Below are 15,847 nucleotides of genomic sequence, written 5' to 3' on the forward strand. Positions count from 1 at the left end.
CACCGCATCCTACCGGGCTATCGAACAAGGCATGGGCATCTTTGAGGACAAACTCAAATACATGCGGTGGGAACGACAAGTTAGGCTAATGCAAAGAGCGGAGCAGCTCCTGACCGAAGCAGGTCTGACACACCCAACTCGACCAATACCTTTGAAGCTCGCAGTGCCTCTCTTGGAGGCGGCATCCCTTGAAGACGACGACTCGCTGCAAGACCTTTGGGTGCGCCTCCTCGTTAACGCAGCCAACGTGCAAAGTCGCACAACGTTGCAACGCGCCTACATTTCTATCCTGGAGCAGCTCACGCCGCTTGAGGCTTCAATTCTGCTGAATATCTATTCGCTCCCATATGAGCAGACCCGACACGACGGCGTCAAGGTTGGACTACTCCCAGCCGAAGTGGTCGTGGGCAAAGATGACGGGAAAGGTGATAGTCTGCCTGAGCCGAGCAAGGAGGTAAAGCTCGCTCTAGCGAACTTGGCGCGCCTGGGTTGTATCATCATTCAGAAGTCCTGGGGAGGCGGGGAGCTATTCCAGTCAGTCAACCCAACGCTCCTCGGCAAGAGCTTCGTCGAAGCTTGTACTCTACAAACTGGGTAGGTTACATTGCCGCGATAGCCCAGTAGGAGGAGTCCATGTCCTGAGCGCGATGGGGTTTGTAACCCCGTTGCTTACGTTTGATTTCTGGAACCGGGTATGGTCACGCAAAACGTGACGGACGGGTTTACAAAACCCGTCCGGCTTTCGTTGATGTGGTTATCACCGCATCCTACCGGGCTATGCGGCGTAATTAGGATGGAAGCCCGGTCCACATAGGGCGCACTAGAGAAAGCGTAATGCGTCGAATGATTGAAAGCTAACTTGCGGCGCAATACGGCTATCGCCTATTGACGCCATACGGATTGCGGCTTACCGCGTTCAAAGCTCTTCAAGACACAGGCCAAATTTCACGCGAAGAATTTAAAAAGCGTAAGGCGAAAATATTTTTGTAACAGTTGGTGCAAATAGTTGCATTATATACATTGGATAACAGGGGAAGAAATGGAGGTTTTAGTCTATCTTGGACTTTTTGTTTTCGTTATCGGCGGTATAGGAACATTGATTGCCGCATTCAAAACAAGCGTTTGGTGGGGGCTTGGCTGCGTAGTTATTGCGCCAGTGTCCCTGCTTTTTCTAATCATGAATTGGGGTGTTGCCAAAAACCCATTCTTTCTGCAACTGGTTGGCGTTGGAATCATGCTCTTTGGCCGCTATGCCTAATCTATCGCTCGAGGACTCGGCGCGACGGGGTTTATAATCCCGTTGCTTACGTTTCATTTCTGGGAGCGGGGTATGGTACGCAAAACGTTACGGACGGGTTTACAAAACTCGTCCGGCTTTCGTAGTCCACGTGGAGCGCATTAGCGATAGCTTAATGCGCCGAATGATTGGGCCGACATGCGGCGCAATACGGCTATCGTCTATTGACACCCTACGGGACGCATTTAATGATTTTCACAGGGCTAAAACCGCTTGAAAAACGGTATGCCAGATAATGAAACCTATCGCATCAGCGTAAAAGTTTGGTAAATTGTAATAAGGATGGGGTTGGATTAGCGTTAAATTAATCGATTCCTATCCTATTGATTCTTAACTAATGAGGTAGTTATGTTACATATCAAAGCAAAAATAATTAGATTGTCGTTAAGTGCTTGCGTTATGTCCGCGTTGTTAATGCCGGCAATAAGCGTTGCCGATACAGCCATGGTATTGGCCGAAGCGGAAACCGGTTCGGTAGCCGCAAGACAGGCGGCAGACCAAAAGGCTGCGCTGGCAAAAAAGGCTGAAGAAAGAGCGGCGAAAAAAGCCCAAAAAGCTGCCGAGGCAGAAAAAGCGGCTGCAGCTAAAAAGCCCAAACCCGCTGAGACGCAAGTGCCTGTTGTAGAGCCAATAGAAGATTAATGGCTGTGTAGGCTGCACTGAAACTGGAGTATAAAAGCAGCCAAACAGATTATGTTATTGCGAGATGACTGCATGGATGCAGCAGTTAAGGCGTTAACAATAGACGCTTTAGGCGATGCAGGAGCACACGCCGAGCGCTCCCTGATATTACTCAACTATCAGGGAGCGCTCTCGTACCAGCCGATTACGCAGGGTAATTCCCTAAAACAACATGCCCTCCAAGCGTTTAGCCCTCAAATCGATGTGCGATACTCTGCATCACTAAAATCAATGCCACCCCAGCCAGAATAAAACCGATCTGTTGTAAGGAGGTTTTGATGTCGGTTTTTTGATGCAAGGACGGAATCAAATCAGCCACAGCAATATAAATAAAGCTGGAGGCGGCCAAGGTTAGAAAATACGGCAGGATGTGGTGCAAGTCGCCTAAGCTGAAATAAGCTAATACACCGCCAATCACGGTGGTCAGGCTAGCCAGCATATTGTATATCAAGGCTTTTTTACGAGTGTAGCCGCTGTGCAGCAGGATGGCGAAGTCGCCCACTTCCTGCGGAATTTCGTGCGCGGCAACCGCTAAACTGGTTACGATGCCCAATTGTGGGTCGGTTAAAAATGCCGCACCAATCAAGACGCCGTCGACAAAATTATGGATGCTGTCACCCAGAATAATAAACATGCCGGTTGCACGGCGGCTATTATCATGCGAGTGGTTGTGAGCATGAGCATGATCGTGCTCATCATGAGAATCTTCACCATGAGCTTCGCAGGCATGAGAATGGCAGTGGCGCCAGACCAGTAGTTTTTCCAGGATAAAAAACAACAGAATGCCGATCAGTATGGTGGCTGACAACATGGGCATGTCTGCCACCGCGACTTCTTCAAAAGCATGCGGAATCAAGCCGCAAAATGCGCCGGTTAGCAGTGCGCCGGTAGCGAAACTGATGCCGTGCGGTAAGACATTTTGTCTTTGCTGCTCGGGCAGCAATAAAAACACGCCGGCCGCCATGACGCTAAGAATGCCGCCAATGGCTGTAAACAGGACGATCAATAACAAAGTACTCAATTAATCTCTCCAGATCAGGCTGGCCATGCGGCCTGTAGTGGCTCCATCGCGGCGGTAGGAATAAAAGCGCTGTTCATCGGCAACCGTGCAATAGCCACCGCCATAGATTTGTTTTATGCCCAATTCCTTGAGTTGCAGTTTTGCCAACTGATAAATATCAGCCAACCATTTGCCGGGGCCATGGGTTTTAAAGGCTGCTTGTGTTTTTGAATTGTCTGCTATAAAAGCATCGCGCACGTCATCACCTACTTCAAAGTTGTCTGGCCCTATCGCCGGGCCCAGCCAGATAGACACGTCACGGCAGTGCATCGCCAATAATGTTTGCTCAATCACGCCCGCCTGTAAGCCTCGCCAGCCGGCATGTGCGGCGGCTATAACCGCGCCATCGTCGCCACAGAATAAAACCGGCAGACAATCAGCCGTCAACACGGCGCATACGGTGCCGGTTTGATCGCTAAAGCTGGCATCGGCTTCCGGCAAGCCTTGCACTTGGTCGGCTTTGACCACCTGCACGCCATGTACTTGTTGTAACCATACCGGTTCGGCCGGCAGTTGCAGCATCTGTTTGATAATGTCGCGATTGGCCTGCACATGGGCAGGCTGGTCGTTAACGTGGCTGGCCGGATTTAGGCTGGCATAGCTGCCGCTACTGACGCCGCCGTTACGCAAGGTGACTGCGGCATGTACGTGCGCCGGCAGCGGCCAATCAGGTTTGATCCAGTTCATTTTCTGTTAGTAGCTTAATCAGGTTTTGCATGTCTTCCGGCATAGGTAGTTCCCATTCCATGTATTCGCCGGTTTCCGGATGCTCCAGTCCCAGCTTGGTGGCATGTAGTGCTTGGCGCTTGAAACTGCGCAAGGCTTCAGCCAGCGCCGGGTTACATTCGGCCGGCATTTGAAAACGGCCGCCGTATACTTGGTCGCCTATCAAAGGGTAATTGATATGCGTCATATGTACCCGAATCTGATGTGTGCGACCGGTTTCCAGCTTGACCCGAATCAGGGTGTGGCGTTTGAAGCGTTGTTCCAGGCGATAATGGGTGACGGCTTCTTTGCCATCGCGCCGCACCGCATTACGTTTGCGGTCTACCGGGTGGCGACCAATAGGCTGGTCGACAGTGCCGCCGGCAGTCATCCAGCCTTTCACTAAGGCCAAATACTCACGGTGTATGCTGCGTTCCTGCAATTGCTCGACCAGGCTGTTATGCGCTTGCAAGGTTTTAGCGACCATTAACAAACCGCTGGTTTCTTTGTCTATCCTGTGCACAATGCCGGCACGCGGCAGGATATCAAGGTGCGGAGCGTGATTTAGCAAAGCATTGACCAGGGTACCTGTCCAGTTGCCAACTGCCGGATGCACCACCAGTCCGGCCGGTTTGTTGACGATCAATATGGACTCGTCTTCGTAAATAATGTCCAACGGAATGTCTTCAGCGTCGTATTCCACCACCTGTTCGGCTTCGGCATCCAGTTCAATTTCTTCGCCGCCATCTAATTTCTCGCGGCCTTTGCGTTGTTCACCATCGACCAGCACGCGGCCGTCTTTAACCCAGGTTTGCAGCTTGCTGCGGGAATAGTCGGGAAACATTTCAGCCAGACACTGATCCAGTCTCATGCCTGCCAGTTCGTCAGGAACCCTTGCCGTTAATATCGTCATAGTCGTTTTTAAGATATACTCGCGGTTTTGGTGTTGCCTTTAACCGCAAAAAACCCGCAATATTACAACGTGTTGTCTTTTCTATGCGATTACTTTTAGTAAAAACTCTTTTTATTGTCAGTTTAGCTGGCATCTTGCCGGGTTGTGAGACCTTGAATATGTTCGGCGGCAAGGATAATTCTGCTAAAGAAGATGAATATGTCGGCTGGGACGATGCCAGGTTTCATCAAGAAGCCAAAGCCGCATTGGAAGACAAAAACTACCAAAAAGCCATCAAGCTTTACGAAGCTCTGGAGGCGAGGTATCCGTTTGGCGATTATGCCGCTCAGACTCAGTTAAACGTGGCTTATGCCTATTATAAAAATGATGATCCGGAAGCGGCGTTGGCGGCGACTGATCGATTTATCAAAGTTCACCCCCGCAATCCCAATGTTGACTATGCCTATTATTTAAAGGGTTTGATCAACTACAATCGCGGCATTGGTTTTATTGACCGTTTTTTACCTACAGACTCTTCGCAACGCGATCCCGGCAATGCCAAAGATGCTTATGACAATTTTCAGGAATTGATCCAACGCTTCCCGCAAAGTAAATACGTGCCCGATGCTCGTTTACGCATGGTGGCATTACGCAACAATATGGCGATGTATGAATTACATGTGGCTGATTTTTACATGCGCCGCAAAGCCTATGTGGCGGCGGTAAGTCGTGCCAACAATATCATCAAAGAATATGACCGTACGCCAGCGGTGCCGCATGCACTGCAAATTATGCAAGAAGGTTATCGTAAGTTGGGCATGGAAAATTTGGCCGCCGATGCCGAGCGGGTATTCAACTTAAATTATCCAAGCGGCATGCCAGTGGCTGATTATAAAGATCTCACCATCATGGAAGAAGCTTGGAATGCCTTGGGTATGGATAAATAACGCTTGAGACGTTTGCAATGTTTGTCGACGGCGGGTTTGCTGTTATGTAGTCTTGCGACGCTGGCAGCCGCAGCTTATGAGCCGCTGTTTCAAAACCGCTTTTTTACCTTGTCACAAAACGCTGAATTGCTGTGCGCCACTAGCGAACAGCAATTCATGTCTGTCGAACAACTTAGCGAAATCATTCGATTTTACGAGAAAAATCACCCCAATTTACGTCAGCAAGCGGTGGCGGTTTTAACCGACCATACCACGCAAGAGTATCTGGATGATTTAACCGACTACCGGGAAGATTGCAAAACAAATGCATTAGCCGATTTATGTGTGCTGGAGAAATACTGGGACGATCGCGACGCTGCCTGGCGAGTGCTGGCGCTATTTTACGATACCAAAACCGTCATCAAGCGCAGCGAGGATCAAAACTATCTGATAAAGCAGTTTGATGCCGATCATGTGCGGCTATTTGAAAAAGCCATACGCAAAATTCCGGCTTTTTTGCGGCAAAGCATCAGCAAGGCCAAGCCGGTAGACAATCTTAATCAAGAAATTGCCGACAAACCGACTGCGATTCAAGAGCTTATCCTCGACGCTTTTCAGGAAGATTACAAAACCAGCATCTGGCAAGATCATACCCATCCGTTGACTTTGGTGCCGGGAGTGGGTTTCCGCTCGCAGACCGTGGCTCAGGTGTTTAGCGGCCAGAATTTGATCGTGTTTACCGTCAAAGAGTTTGATAAGGCCAAGGAGGGTAGTACTTACCGGGATATTGATGTGCAATATCTGGTGGATTTTCGTTTGCCTATTGTGGTGCATGAAATTGCCCATACCGTGGATAATTTTCATTTCTGGAACGGTACCGACGACCTATATTTTTTCTATAAGTACCACAAGATTTCCAATGACGAACAAATCATGAAAATTATCGCCGACGCCAAGCTGGCGCTGTGGCCATCGAAATGGTTTGAGGCGTTTGAATATCTGCACGAAGTGAATGATGGTCGTTATGACGGCAACACGCAGGAAAAACTGGCCGAGTTGCTGGCGCAATATATTCTAATTCCGGAGCGACTACAGCAAAGTGCACCTGTCGCCTATCAATGGCTGCGTAACCAGGTGTTTCGCGGTATCGAATATCAAGGTTATGACCGCTGTTCTACGCCGATTACCCAGCCGCTGACCTGGTGGCAGAAGCATGCCAGCGGCAAATTATTGGGTCGCTAGAGCCATGTGTTATGCTTGGCGACATGATGACCTTGGAGATTGAGCCATGGCTTTTGCATTAGAAAACGACAAACACTATACCTATAAAGATTATCTAACCTGGCCGGATGATATGCGTTGCGAGATCATCGACGGACAGGTGTATATGATGACGCCAGCGCCTATCCTGGCTCACCAGAACGTTGCTGGCGAAATATTTAGGCAAGTGGCCAATGCATTAGTCGGCAAGACTTGCCGTGCCTTGATTGCGCCGCTAGATGTGCGCCTGCCACGGCATAATGAAGCCGATGAAGACAGTGACATTGTCGTGCAACCCGATGTTATGGTGGTGTGTGATCCAAGCAAGCTGGATCGTCGTGGGGTGCGAGGCGCGCCGGATTGGGTGGTGGAAGTGTTGTCGCCCAAATCGGCTAGCCGGGATCAGATCGAAAAACGTCGTATCTACGAACGTCACGGCGTGTTGGAATACTGGCTAGTACATCCAACGGATCGGGTGCTGACTATCTATCGACTAGAGAACGGCGAATACGGCAAGCCGGATATATTTGTATTGCAAGGCAGTACGCCTGTATCGGTACTGCCGGACATCAGCATAGATTGGGAGGCATTGGTGCCTTATTTAAACGACGACGAAAACCTATGAAAAAACCGCAACTCAATCCGTTACAAGCCCAACTGCTGAAATCCGGCCTGACTAACGAAACCAAAGTCAAACAAGTGAAAGCCGAAAAGCGCAAACAGGACAAACTACAACGCAATAATGGTGTTGAGATTGTTGACGAGGTTAAGCTGAGTGCCGAACAAGCCCGTCAGCAGCAAATAGAGCGCGATCGGGAACTGAATCGGCAGCGTAAATTGGCGGAAGAACAAAAAGCTCTGGTGGCACAAATCAAGCAAATCACTTTGCTTAATCGCATCGCACAAGAGGCAGATGGCTTGCTGTATCAATTTAATCACCAAAATAAAGTCAAAACTGTTTATGTCGGCGATAAGGTGCGCGAGGCTTTGATTAATGGCCGCGCCGGCATTATCGGTCTGGAATCCGGTTATGAAATCGTCCCGGCGGAAGTCGCCCGTAAAATCCAGGATAGAGATCCGCATGCCGTTATCGTGTTAAATCAGGTTACCCAAGATGTGGCGGTCGAAGATGATCCGTACGCAGACTTTCAGATTCCGGATGATTTGATGTGGTGAGTCTATACCTGCGCGCTTGATCTTTTCCGGTTATCCCACCCACTGGTGCAACCGGGTTAAAAGCCCTCGCCATGGAATTGCAACGCCAAGAAACTTATTTTTTTGGCAGGATCGCATTGAACCAAACCATGCTTAATCCCATATAAAAATGCAGCAATACTTAAACTTACTCCAGACATTACTCGACACGGGCCACAAAAAAGGCGATCGTACCGGCAGCGGCACCTTGTCTGTATTCGGCCACCAGATGCGCTTCAATCTGGCGGATGGTTTTCCATTGGTCACTAGCAAGAAAGTGCATGTCAAATCCATCATTCACGAGCTATTATGGTTTCTTAAGGGCGACACCAATGTTCGTTACCTGCAGGAAAGCGGCGTGACGATTTGGAATGAATGGGCAGACACCAATGGTAACTTAGGCCCGGTTTACGGCGCGCAATGGCGTAACTGGCCAGCAGGGCATGGCGAAACCATCGATCAGATCGCTCAAGTCGTCGAGCAGATTAAAAATACCCCTAATAGCCGACGTATGTTGGTATCGGCCTGGAATGTGGCGGATTTGCCTGATGAATCGCAAACGCCGCAAACCAATGTTGCGAATGGCAAAATGGCGTTGGCGGCTTGCCATGCGTTGTTTCAGTTTTATGTGGTAGACGGCAAGCTGTCTTGTCAGCTTTATCAGCGCAGCTGCGATACCTTTTTGGGCCTGCCCTTCAATATCGCCAGTTACGCATTATTGACCCACATGCTGGCCCAGCAATCCGATTTGCAAGTGGGTGATTTTGTCTGGACCGGCGGCGACGTACACCTGTACCTGAACCATCTGGAGCAGGCCAAGCTGCAATTAAGCCGGCAACCGTTTCCGTTACCGCGTCTAAATATCAAACGCAAACCGGCGTCTATTTTTGATTATCAATTTGAGGATTTTGACATCGTGGATTATCAATCTCACGCTGCCATCAAAGCGCCGATATCGATTTGAGGTATTGGCTTTATTTTTAAAACCCATTTGCATGACTGATCGGGAATATGCTGAAAGCGGCTTTCCTGGGGCAATAAGCTGGTTTCTGTTTATTAAACCGAGGTAAAAAAGTGTTGGGCTGTTTACAAAAAATGACTACACAACTGACAGAACCGGTGAGCTACCGTTTGCCGGTTGGCGATGCCGAGCTGGATTTGAATCCACTGATAGGCCAACCGATTAAGTTGCGTTATAGCGGCAAAATTTTTTGTGTACATTGCCATAAAAAGACCAGCAAAAGTTTTAATCAGGGCTACTGCTACTCTTGCTTCATCAAATTGGCGCAATGCGATATGTGCATCATGAAGCCGGAAACTTGCCATTACGCCGCCGGCACCTGTCGTGAGCCTAGTTGGGGCGAAGAATTTTGTTTTCAGCCGCACATTGTTTATCTAGCCAATTCATCAGGTATCAAAGTCGGCATTACTCGTCAGTCACAAATCCCTACCCGCTGGATCGATCAAGGGGCCGTACAGGCCATACCTGTGTTTCAGGTTGCATCCCGACAGGTATCCGGTTTAGTGGAAGTGGCGTTGGCCAAACATGTCAGTGATAAAACCAGCTGGCAGCAGATGCTTAAAAACAACGTGCAGCCACTGGACTTACCAACCCTACGTGATGAATTGCTGGCAAAGTGCACTGACGAACTGTCTGCCATCAGTGATCGATTCGGTGCTGACGCCGTGCATTTTCTAGCCGATGCCGAGGTGGTGGATATTCATTATCCAGTATTGCAATATCCTACCAAGGTCAAATCCTTTAATTTGGATAAAGACCCGGAAGTGTCGGGTGTGCTGCAAGGTATCAAAGGTCAGTATCTGCTGCTGGACACTGGGGTGATCAATATCCGCAAGTTTACTGGCTATGAAGTAGATATAGCCGGCTAATTGCAAGCCTGTTGCCGCTCTAAGGATTTCGCCAAAATTAACTTCCTCCTATGGTTCCCATGCTCCGCGTCACTGCCATTAAGTTAAGAAAAAGCTCCCTCTCCTGCTGGAGAGGGTTGGGGAGAGGAGATTTATAATAAGGCAAAAAAGCTTTATTTAATCCCCTCATCCTAACCTTCTCCCGGAGGGAGAAGGGATTGTTCTTCCTTAACTTAATGGCAGTGATGCTCCGCGTGGGAACCCTGTTGGGGATGCTCCAGCGTCCCGAGCCGCAGAGCGGTTCAGGTTGTGTTCTCACGCGAAGCGTAGGAACGATGCGCTTGGATTTCGGGATGTTATTTCCAACCATATCCTAAGGTGATCGATGTCTTAATCCTTGGCTCTATGGCTGGATACATTTTAGATCGTTACTATGCTTTCCAGATTTCTTTTGCATGCCACTGGTTAACCCAGTCAGGCATTTCAGCTGCGGGCATTGGGCGGGCAATGCCATAGCCTTGTGCCAGGTCGCAGCCTATCGAGAGCAGCATTTTGGCGTGATTTTTGGATTCCACCCCTTCTGCAATCACCTCACGGGAAAAGTTATTGGCCAAGCCAATAACTCCCTTAACGATGGAGAGGTCATCAGGATCGTCCAGCATGTCGCGCACAAAACTTTGATCGATTTTTACCATATCCACTGGCAAATGCCGCAGATAGGTCAGTGAGGAAAACCCAGTACCAAAATCATCCAGGGCAAATCTTAGCCCCATTTCACGACAGGTTTTGATTTTGTCAGAAACGGCGGCCAAATCTTCCATTGCGCTGGTTTCCAACACTTCAAACTCTAAAAAGCGGGTCTGAATATCGGCATGCAACGCTAAGATGGCCGATACCCGCTCGACAAAATTGGCTTGCTGGAATTGTTTGGCAGCAATATTGACGCTAATCAGCAAATTTAATCCAACAGACTGCCATTGTCTGATCTGTTCCAGAGCGGTATCTATCACCCATTCCCCAAGCAGAATTTCTAGCGGATGATTTTCAATGATAGGTAAAAACTCGGCCGGTGAGAGCAAGCCCCGTTCTCTATGTTGCCAACGAATCAACGCTTCAACACCGATGACTTGGCCGCTCCTTATATTAACCTTGGGCTGATAATATAGGACGAAATCGCCATTAGCCAGTGCGGAATGTATGTCCTCTAATTTAGCTTGCTGGGTCTTGATGGCGGCATCTTGAAAAATATCGAAGACATGGAAGCGGTTTTTGCCTTCCTGTTTGGCGATATACATAGCTTGGTCAGCGTGACGTATCAATTGGTCTGCATCCACATTATCCTGCGGATAAAACGTCACACCGATGCTTGCAGAAAGTTGTAATTCGAGATTTTCGATGGTAATCGGCGTGGAAGCGGCTAGTAAAAGGCGTTCCAGTACCGGATCGCAATCACTGATGCGTTCTAAATCTACCAATATTGCAATAAACTCATCACCACCAATACGTGCCAGCGTATCGCCTTCGCGTAAAGCCTCTTTCATCGCTTGCGAAATTGCTATCAGTAATTCATCGCCCATTTGATGGTCATATTCATCATTGACCGCCTTAAATCCATCCAGGTCCAGATAAACCAGTGCCAGTACTTCATGACGCCGTTCACTGTGCATCATGGCTTGATTTAGGCGATCAGTCAGCAGCACCCGATTGGGCAAGCAGGTCAAGGCGTCATAATGCGCAATATGCTCCAATTCTTGTTGGTGCTGTTTGAGTTGCGTGATGTCGGTAAATAGGGCCACATAGTTTTGCGTTTGCCCTAGGTCATCTGTCACAGCGCTGATGGTGATCATTTCAGCGTATATATTGCCACTTTTATGGCGATTCCAAATTTCACCATACCAATGTCCTTTTTCAAGCAAGGCTTTCCACATGGCAGAATAGAATTCAGGCGGCTGTCTGCCTGATTTGAATAGGCTAGGGTTTTGCCCTACGGCTTCATCGTAACTATATCCTGTGATACTGGTAAAGGTTTCGTTGACTTCTATAATAGTACCGGCTGCATCGGTAATCATGATGCCTTCGCGAGCATGGCTAAAGACTTTAGCGGCCAATTGTAGTTTTTTATCTGCCAGCTTGCGTTCGGTAATGTTTCGGCCGACGCCTATCAATCCACGCGTCTTTTGTTGATCGTCTTTGAACGGGATTTTGAGGGTTTCCAGGTAAAACTGTTGACCATCCGGATGCGTGATCAGTTCTTCATGGCGACATATACAATCAGAAGCCAAGGTTTCACGGTCTTGTTGTTGGAACTGTTCTGCAGTGGTGGCATCGACAAATGCAAAATCGGTTTTGCCTATAATTTCACTCTCTGAGAGGCCAAAATAGTCTTCCACCGCTTTGTTACAAGCCTGATAAACACTGTTTGTATCTTTGATGAAAATATAATCAGGAATGTTGTCAATTAACCCCCGTAATTGTGCCCTTTCCGTCTCCAGTAGTTTATTGGATTCCGCTAAGGCTACCGTTCTTGCTTGTACGCGTTGTTCCAGTTCTGCATTTATGGATTCAAGTTCTGCTTTGGCTTGTTTTAGCTGTTGCACCGAAGGTGCCTTTAGAGCGTCCGGCATGACGCGCCAGATTATGACCGCAGTGACAACGGAAAATGCCGCTGTGGCAACTTTTGCAAAGGCTGCAATCCAGTAATCAGGGTGCCAAATCGTCACAACATCCAGCAAATGGGTAATGCCACAGGTTACAATGAATAGACCGAATAGTACGAATAAGCCGCGATTTCGAACATCAGGCCTTTTGTGGGCAAAAAACCAAATGGCAAACGGAATTGAAAAATAACTGATGGCGATGAGTGAGTCAGAACCGACCAATGTCCAAAGTAATACCGGGTTCCATTGTAGGCAGAAACCATGAGGGGCCAGTCCGGATAGGTTGAAAGCTTCAGTGAATAACTGCCACAATTTTAAATTCCTTTGAGATTAACAACGGCCTTAGAAAAGATACTGTTAGTTATGTGTAACCATAAACCCCCTAAGATTTTGCGTTATTCAAACCAAAGCAGCTGGTTATATAGTGTTTTAAGCTGTGCCTTATCAACAAAAAGAGTATCTGCAGGGAGGGAATAAAAGCAGTCCAAATCAGATTGTTGATTCTAAGTTTTATGCTGGAAAATTAACAGCATCAAATGAACTTTCCTGAAACAGGAGTCTGGCGAACTACAAGTGTAGCTGGAATCCTAATTATTCACTCTATTTACCTAACGCTAAAGGCCTGCTAAATTTTTGCATGTTTTTGTTTCTAGTCATTGTCACTGCCAAACATAATGAATGCTCCACATTTGATGGGTTTGAGGTATACGCTCTATTCAGCTTAGGTTCAATTCCTTGGTTATCACGTCCCAGCAATTAAGCTTTTGTTGATAAGACATGGCTGCATGGGCAGGACTGGTTGAAGGCAGGCGTTGTAAATGAAGCATGGGTATAGCTAATTCAGGTAATACCCGACGACGGAAAGCTTGCTCGGCAGTGACGCCGTTGAAGAAAATGTGGCTAATGTAGGGATGATGCGCTAAAAAACCTTTGAAATCGTTGGTGACAATCGAACTTTTATCGATAGCAGAGTCCAGGCTGCCGGCACGAATACAGGATTGCATGACATCCCACAGCGCGATATGCGCATCGAGCAAGCTTTGTGTTTTTCTAGGGTAGTCGATGAGTGGATCGGTATTCAGTAATTCGGCGATGATGCGCCAGAATTGATTGCGTGGATGGGCGTAATATTCGCCGGCTTCCAACGATGCCTTGCCGGGGATGCTGCCCAAAATCAATATCGTGGCATTTTTATCGGCAATGGGAGGGAAGCTAAGAATGTCCGACATCAATATCTAATGCTATGCCAACTCTTCATCGGTTAAGCCAAATTTATCGGATAGTTTTAATAGTACATACAATGCGCCAGTGCCGCCGGCTTTGGGTGGCGTAGAGCAGAACGCCAGCACGTCTTGGTGTTGACGTAGCCAGAGGTTGATGTCGTTTTTCAGTACCGGTTGGTTGTCTGGCGAGTTATAGCCTTTGCCATGGATAATTTGCACGCAGCGACTGCCGTCTTCCACGCAGAAATGCAAAAATCGCAGTAGTTGCTGCTGGGCTTCGCGACTGGTCAGGCCGTGCAAATCAATGGTGGCATCTAAACCGTAATAACCTTTGCGAAGCTTTTTAAGTACATTTTTTTGTAAACCAGGGGCGATAAAGCCCACTTTGTCCTCTTGGAATAAGGTTTCCAGCTCGGATGCTACTGCGTTTTGTAGCGGATCGACTTGTTCTAATGGTTTAAAAGTCGGCACAGGGCGTGGTTTTTTATCCGGTTTCAGTACCACCGTGTTGGTGTTTATAGGCCTGACTTGGCCGACGCTGCTGCGGAATAGGGCGCTGTCATCTGAAAGTGTGGGTTTTTTTGTCACGTAAGCTGCTGGTTTTGCGGTTTTTTTGCTAAGATGCTGCAATTTTAATGCGTTTTATAGCAGTATGCACATTCTGATTAGTAATGACGATGGATATTTGGCTCAGGGCATCAATGCACTGGCGGCCGCTTTACAGCCTTACGCGCAGGTATCTGTGGTCGCGCCGGATAAAAACCGCAGTGCCGCCAGTAATTCTTTGACACTGGATATGCCGCTTAGGGCAACAACCTGTGAAAATGGTTTTGTTCGTGTCGATGGCACACCCACCGATTGTGTGCACCTGGCTATCACCGGTTTGCTTGAAAATGAGCCGGATATGGTGTTTGCCGGCATCAATCACGGCGCCAATTTGGGCGATGACGTGCTTTATTCTGGCACTGTGGCTGCGGCGACAGAAGGCCGCTTCCTGGGCTTGCCAGCGGTAGCCATTTCTTTGACAGGTAGCGATCCCAAACATTTCGATACTGCTGCGCATGTTGCGGTGAACTTGCTGCGCAAGATTCAGGCACATCCGTTGCCGGAAGATACCTTGTTAAATGTGAATGTGCCCGATGTACCACTCGACGAGCTGAAAGGCTATCAATCTACCCGCTTGGGGCAACGGCATAAAGCCGAAGCTGTAATACGTAGTAGTGATCCACGGGGGCATGTCATTTATTGGGTGGGGCCGCCAGGTAGCGAACAGGACGCAGGTCCGGGTACCGATTTTGATGCCATACGCAATGGCTATGTTTCCGTTACACCTTTGCAATTGGATTTGACGCGTTACGATAGACTGGACAGTTTACGCGATTGGTTGGCTATGGAGACAATGCCATGAAACAACGATTACAAGGAGCCGGCATGACTTCGCGGCGCACACGCGAACGTATGGTTTCCAGGCTTAGAAGTCAAGGTATTTTGAATGCCAAAGTGCTCGCCGTGATGGCGGAAATACCCCGACATGTTTTCGTCGACGAGGCGTTGGAAAGTCGGGCTTATGAAGACACCGCATTGCCAATCGGCCATAACCAAACCATATCCCAGCCTTACATTGTTGCCAAAATGACGGAGCTGTTATTGGAAAAAGGTCCGTTGACCAAGGTACTGGAAATCGGTACGGGCTGTGGCTATCAAACTGCGATATTAGCCAAGTTAGTCGATCAGGTTTATTCCGTGGAACGGATTGCGCCTTTGATGAAAAAAGCCCGTGATTTGTTATGGGAGTTGGATATCAAATCTGTAGGCTTCAAGCACAGTGATGGTGGTTGGGGGTGGCCCGATCATGCGCCTTTTGATGGCATATTAGCGGCTGCGGCGCCGACTGAGATTCCGGAAGCGCTGCTACAACAAATGGCCATAGGCTGCGTCATGGTCATTCCAGTCGGTCATGAAGGTAGGCAGGAATTGCATCGGATTATCCGTACCGAAAACGGCTTTGAAGATGAAGTTGTTGAGCGGGTGACTTTTGTGCCGTTTTTAACCGGTGTTGGTTAGGAATATGCATGGAATATCA

The 15,847-nt window shown here is 48.4% G+C and carries 17 protein-coding genes; 11 read left to right on the forward strand and 6 right to left on the reverse strand.

Going from position 1 to position 15,847, the window contains the following annotated elements; genetic code table 11:
• The 3 genes from A1359_RS11170 to A1359_RS11180 form a co-directional block, all read left to right on the forward strand.
• A partial coding sequence (locus A1359_RS11170; RefSeq protein WP_066982479.1) for an Abi-alpha family protein occupies nt 1-598 on the forward strand: 598 nt, incomplete at its 5' end.
• A 441-nt stretch (nt 599-1,039) separates the two neighbouring features.
• The gene (locus A1359_RS11175) at nt 1,040-1,258 is read left to right on the forward strand and encodes a hypothetical protein (RefSeq protein WP_066982482.1); all 219 of its coding nucleotides are present in this window, start codon (nt 1,040-1,042) and stop codon (nt 1,256-1,258) included.
• A 387-nt stretch (nt 1,259-1,645) separates the two neighbouring features.
• Nucleotides 1,646-1,939, forward strand: a complete 294-nt coding sequence (locus A1359_RS11180; RefSeq protein WP_066982484.1) for a hypothetical protein — start codon at nt 1,646-1,648, stop codon at nt 1,937-1,939.
• Between the two features lie 226 nt (nt 1,940-2,165).
• Here A1359_RS11180 and A1359_RS11185 read toward each other — a convergent pair whose 3' ends face one another.
• Genes A1359_RS11185 through rluD form a run of 3 tightly spaced genes read right to left on the reverse strand, consistent with a single transcriptional unit; the run spans nt 2,166 to nt 4,656 of the window.
• Nucleotides 2,166-2,999, reverse strand: coding sequence for a ZIP family metal transporter (locus tag A1359_RS11185; protein WP_066982487.1), 834 nt, complete (start codon nt 2,997-2,999; stop codon nt 2,166-2,168).
• Nucleotides 3,000-3,725, reverse strand: a complete 726-nt coding sequence (gene pgeF, locus A1359_RS11190; RefSeq protein WP_066982489.1) for a peptidoglycan editing factor PgeF — start codon at nt 3,723-3,725, stop codon at nt 3,000-3,002. It lies immediately after the preceding gene.
• The gene (gene rluD / locus A1359_RS11195) at nt 3,706-4,656 is read right to left on the reverse strand and encodes a 23S rRNA pseudouridine(1911/1915/1917) synthase RluD (protein WP_066982493.1); all 951 of its coding nucleotides are present in this window, start codon (nt 4,654-4,656) and stop codon (nt 3,706-3,708) included. Before rluD ends, pgeF begins: the two co-directional genes overlap by 20 nt.
• A gap of 83 nt (nt 4,657-4,739) precedes the next feature.
• On the opposite strand from rluD, the gene A1359_RS11200 reads away from it, so the two are divergent.
• The 6 genes from A1359_RS11200 (at nt 4,740) to A1359_RS11225 (ending at nt 9,905) form a co-directional block, all read left to right on the forward strand.
• On the forward strand, nt 4,740-5,582 hold the full coding sequence (locus A1359_RS11200; RefSeq protein ID WP_066982496.1) for an outer membrane protein assembly factor BamD: 843 nt from the start codon (nt 4,740-4,742) through the stop codon (nt 5,580-5,582).
• 3 nt (nt 5,583-5,585) lie between these two features.
• Nucleotides 5,586-6,803, forward strand: coding sequence for a hypothetical protein (locus A1359_RS11205; RefSeq protein WP_066982499.1), 1,218 nt, complete (start codon nt 5,586-5,588; stop codon nt 6,801-6,803).
• Nucleotides 6,804-6,849: 46 nt separating this feature from the next.
• A complete protein-coding gene (locus A1359_RS11210; RefSeq protein ID WP_066982502.1) occupies nt 6,850-7,446 on the forward strand; it encodes a Uma2 family endonuclease in 597 nt (198 codons plus the stop codon).
• Entirely contained in the window at nt 7,443-7,997 is a 555-nt protein-coding gene (locus tag A1359_RS11215) for a DUF2058 domain-containing protein (protein WP_066982505.1), read from the forward strand. The genes A1359_RS11210 and A1359_RS11215 overlap by 4 nt, the downstream gene beginning before the upstream one ends.
• 148 nt (nt 7,998-8,145) lie before the next feature.
• Nucleotides 8,146-8,979, forward strand: a complete 834-nt coding sequence (gene thyA, locus A1359_RS11220) for a thymidylate synthase (RefSeq protein WP_066982508.1) — start codon at nt 8,146-8,148, stop codon at nt 8,977-8,979.
• Nucleotides 8,980-9,110: 131 nt separating this feature from the next.
• Nucleotides 9,111-9,905, forward strand: a complete 795-nt coding sequence (locus tag A1359_RS11225) for a DUF2797 domain-containing protein (protein WP_066982523.1) — start codon at nt 9,111-9,113, stop codon at nt 9,903-9,905.
• A gap of 410 nt (nt 9,906-10,315) precedes the next feature.
• Here the strand turns inward: A1359_RS11225 and A1359_RS11230 are convergent, their stop codons facing one another.
• The 3 genes from A1359_RS11230 to A1359_RS11240 form a co-directional block, all read right to left on the reverse strand.
• On the reverse strand, nt 10,316-12,853 hold the full coding sequence (locus tag A1359_RS11230; protein WP_066982511.1) for an EAL domain-containing protein: 2,538 nt from the start codon (nt 12,851-12,853) through the stop codon (nt 10,316-10,318).
• Nucleotides 12,854-13,257: 404 nt separating this feature from the next.
• Nucleotides 13,258-13,770, reverse strand: a complete 513-nt coding sequence (locus A1359_RS11235) for a DNA-deoxyinosine glycosylase (protein WP_066982515.1) — start codon at nt 13,768-13,770, stop codon at nt 13,258-13,260.
• A gap of 12 nt (nt 13,771-13,782) precedes the next feature.
• The gene (locus A1359_RS11240) at nt 13,783-14,352 is read right to left on the reverse strand and encodes a Smr/MutS family protein (RefSeq protein ID WP_066982527.1); all 570 of its coding nucleotides are present in this window, start codon (nt 14,350-14,352) and stop codon (nt 13,783-13,785) included.
• A 64-nt stretch (nt 14,353-14,416) separates the two neighbouring features.
• Between A1359_RS11240 and surE the strand changes: the two genes are divergently transcribed.
• Both surE and A1359_RS11250 read left to right on the forward strand, forming a co-directional pair.
• Complete coding sequence (gene surE / locus A1359_RS11245) at nt 14,417-15,172, forward strand: 5'/3'-nucleotidase SurE (protein WP_066982517.1); 756 nt, start codon at nt 14,417-14,419, stop codon at nt 15,170-15,172.
• Nucleotides 15,169-15,828, forward strand: coding sequence for a protein-L-isoaspartate(D-aspartate) O-methyltransferase (locus A1359_RS11250; RefSeq protein ID WP_066982520.1), 660 nt, complete (start codon nt 15,169-15,171; stop codon nt 15,826-15,828). Before surE ends, A1359_RS11250 begins: the two co-directional genes overlap by 4 nt.
• Nucleotides 15,829-15,847: the final 19 nt, after the last annotated feature.

It is taken from the genome of Methylomonas lenta (assembly GCF_001644015.1).
GTDB lineage: Bacteria > Pseudomonadota > Gammaproteobacteria > Methylococcales > Methylomonadaceae > Methylomonas > Methylomonas lenta.

Bases quoted from the DNA above. Each gene is read 5' to 3' on its own strand.
- A1359_RS11175 (WP_066982482.1), top strand. From the start codon at position 1,040: ATGGAGGTTTTAGTCTATCTTGGACTTTTTGTTTTCGTTATCGGCGGT.
- A1359_RS11215 (WP_066982505.1), top strand. From the start codon at position 7,443: ATGAAAAAACCGCAACTCAATCCGTTACAAGCCCAACTGCTGAAATCC.
- A1359_RS11200 (WP_066982496.1), top strand. From the start codon at position 4,740: ATGCGATTACTTTTAGTAAAAACTCTTTTTATTGTCAGTTTAGCTGGC.
- surE (WP_066982517.1), top strand. From the start codon at position 14,417: ATGCACATTCTGATTAGTAATGACGATGGATATTTGGCTCAGGGCATC.
- A1359_RS11235 (WP_066982515.1), bottom strand. From the start codon at position 13,770: ATGTCGGACATTCTTAGCTTCCCTCCCATTGCCGATAAAAATGCCACG.
- A1359_RS11225 (WP_066982523.1), top strand. From the start codon at position 9,111: ATGACTACACAACTGACAGAACCGGTGAGCTACCGTTTGCCGGTTGGC.
- pgeF (WP_066982489.1), bottom strand. From the start codon at position 3,725: ATGAACTGGATCAAACCTGATTGGCCGCTGCCGGCGCACGTACATGCC.
- A1359_RS11250 (WP_066982520.1), top strand. From the start codon at position 15,169: ATGAAACAACGATTACAAGGAGCCGGCATGACTTCGCGGCGCACACGC.
- A1359_RS11180 (WP_066982484.1), top strand. From the start codon at position 1,646: ATGTTACATATCAAAGCAAAAATAATTAGATTGTCGTTAAGTGCTTGC.
- thyA (WP_066982508.1), top strand. From the start codon at position 8,146: ATGCAGCAATACTTAAACTTACTCCAGACATTACTCGACACGGGCCAC.
- rluD (WP_066982493.1), bottom strand. From the start codon at position 4,656: ATGACGATATTAACGGCAAGGGTTCCTGACGAACTGGCAGGCATGAGA.
- A1359_RS11210 (WP_066982502.1), top strand. From the start codon at position 6,850: ATGGCTTTTGCATTAGAAAACGACAAACACTATACCTATAAAGATTAT.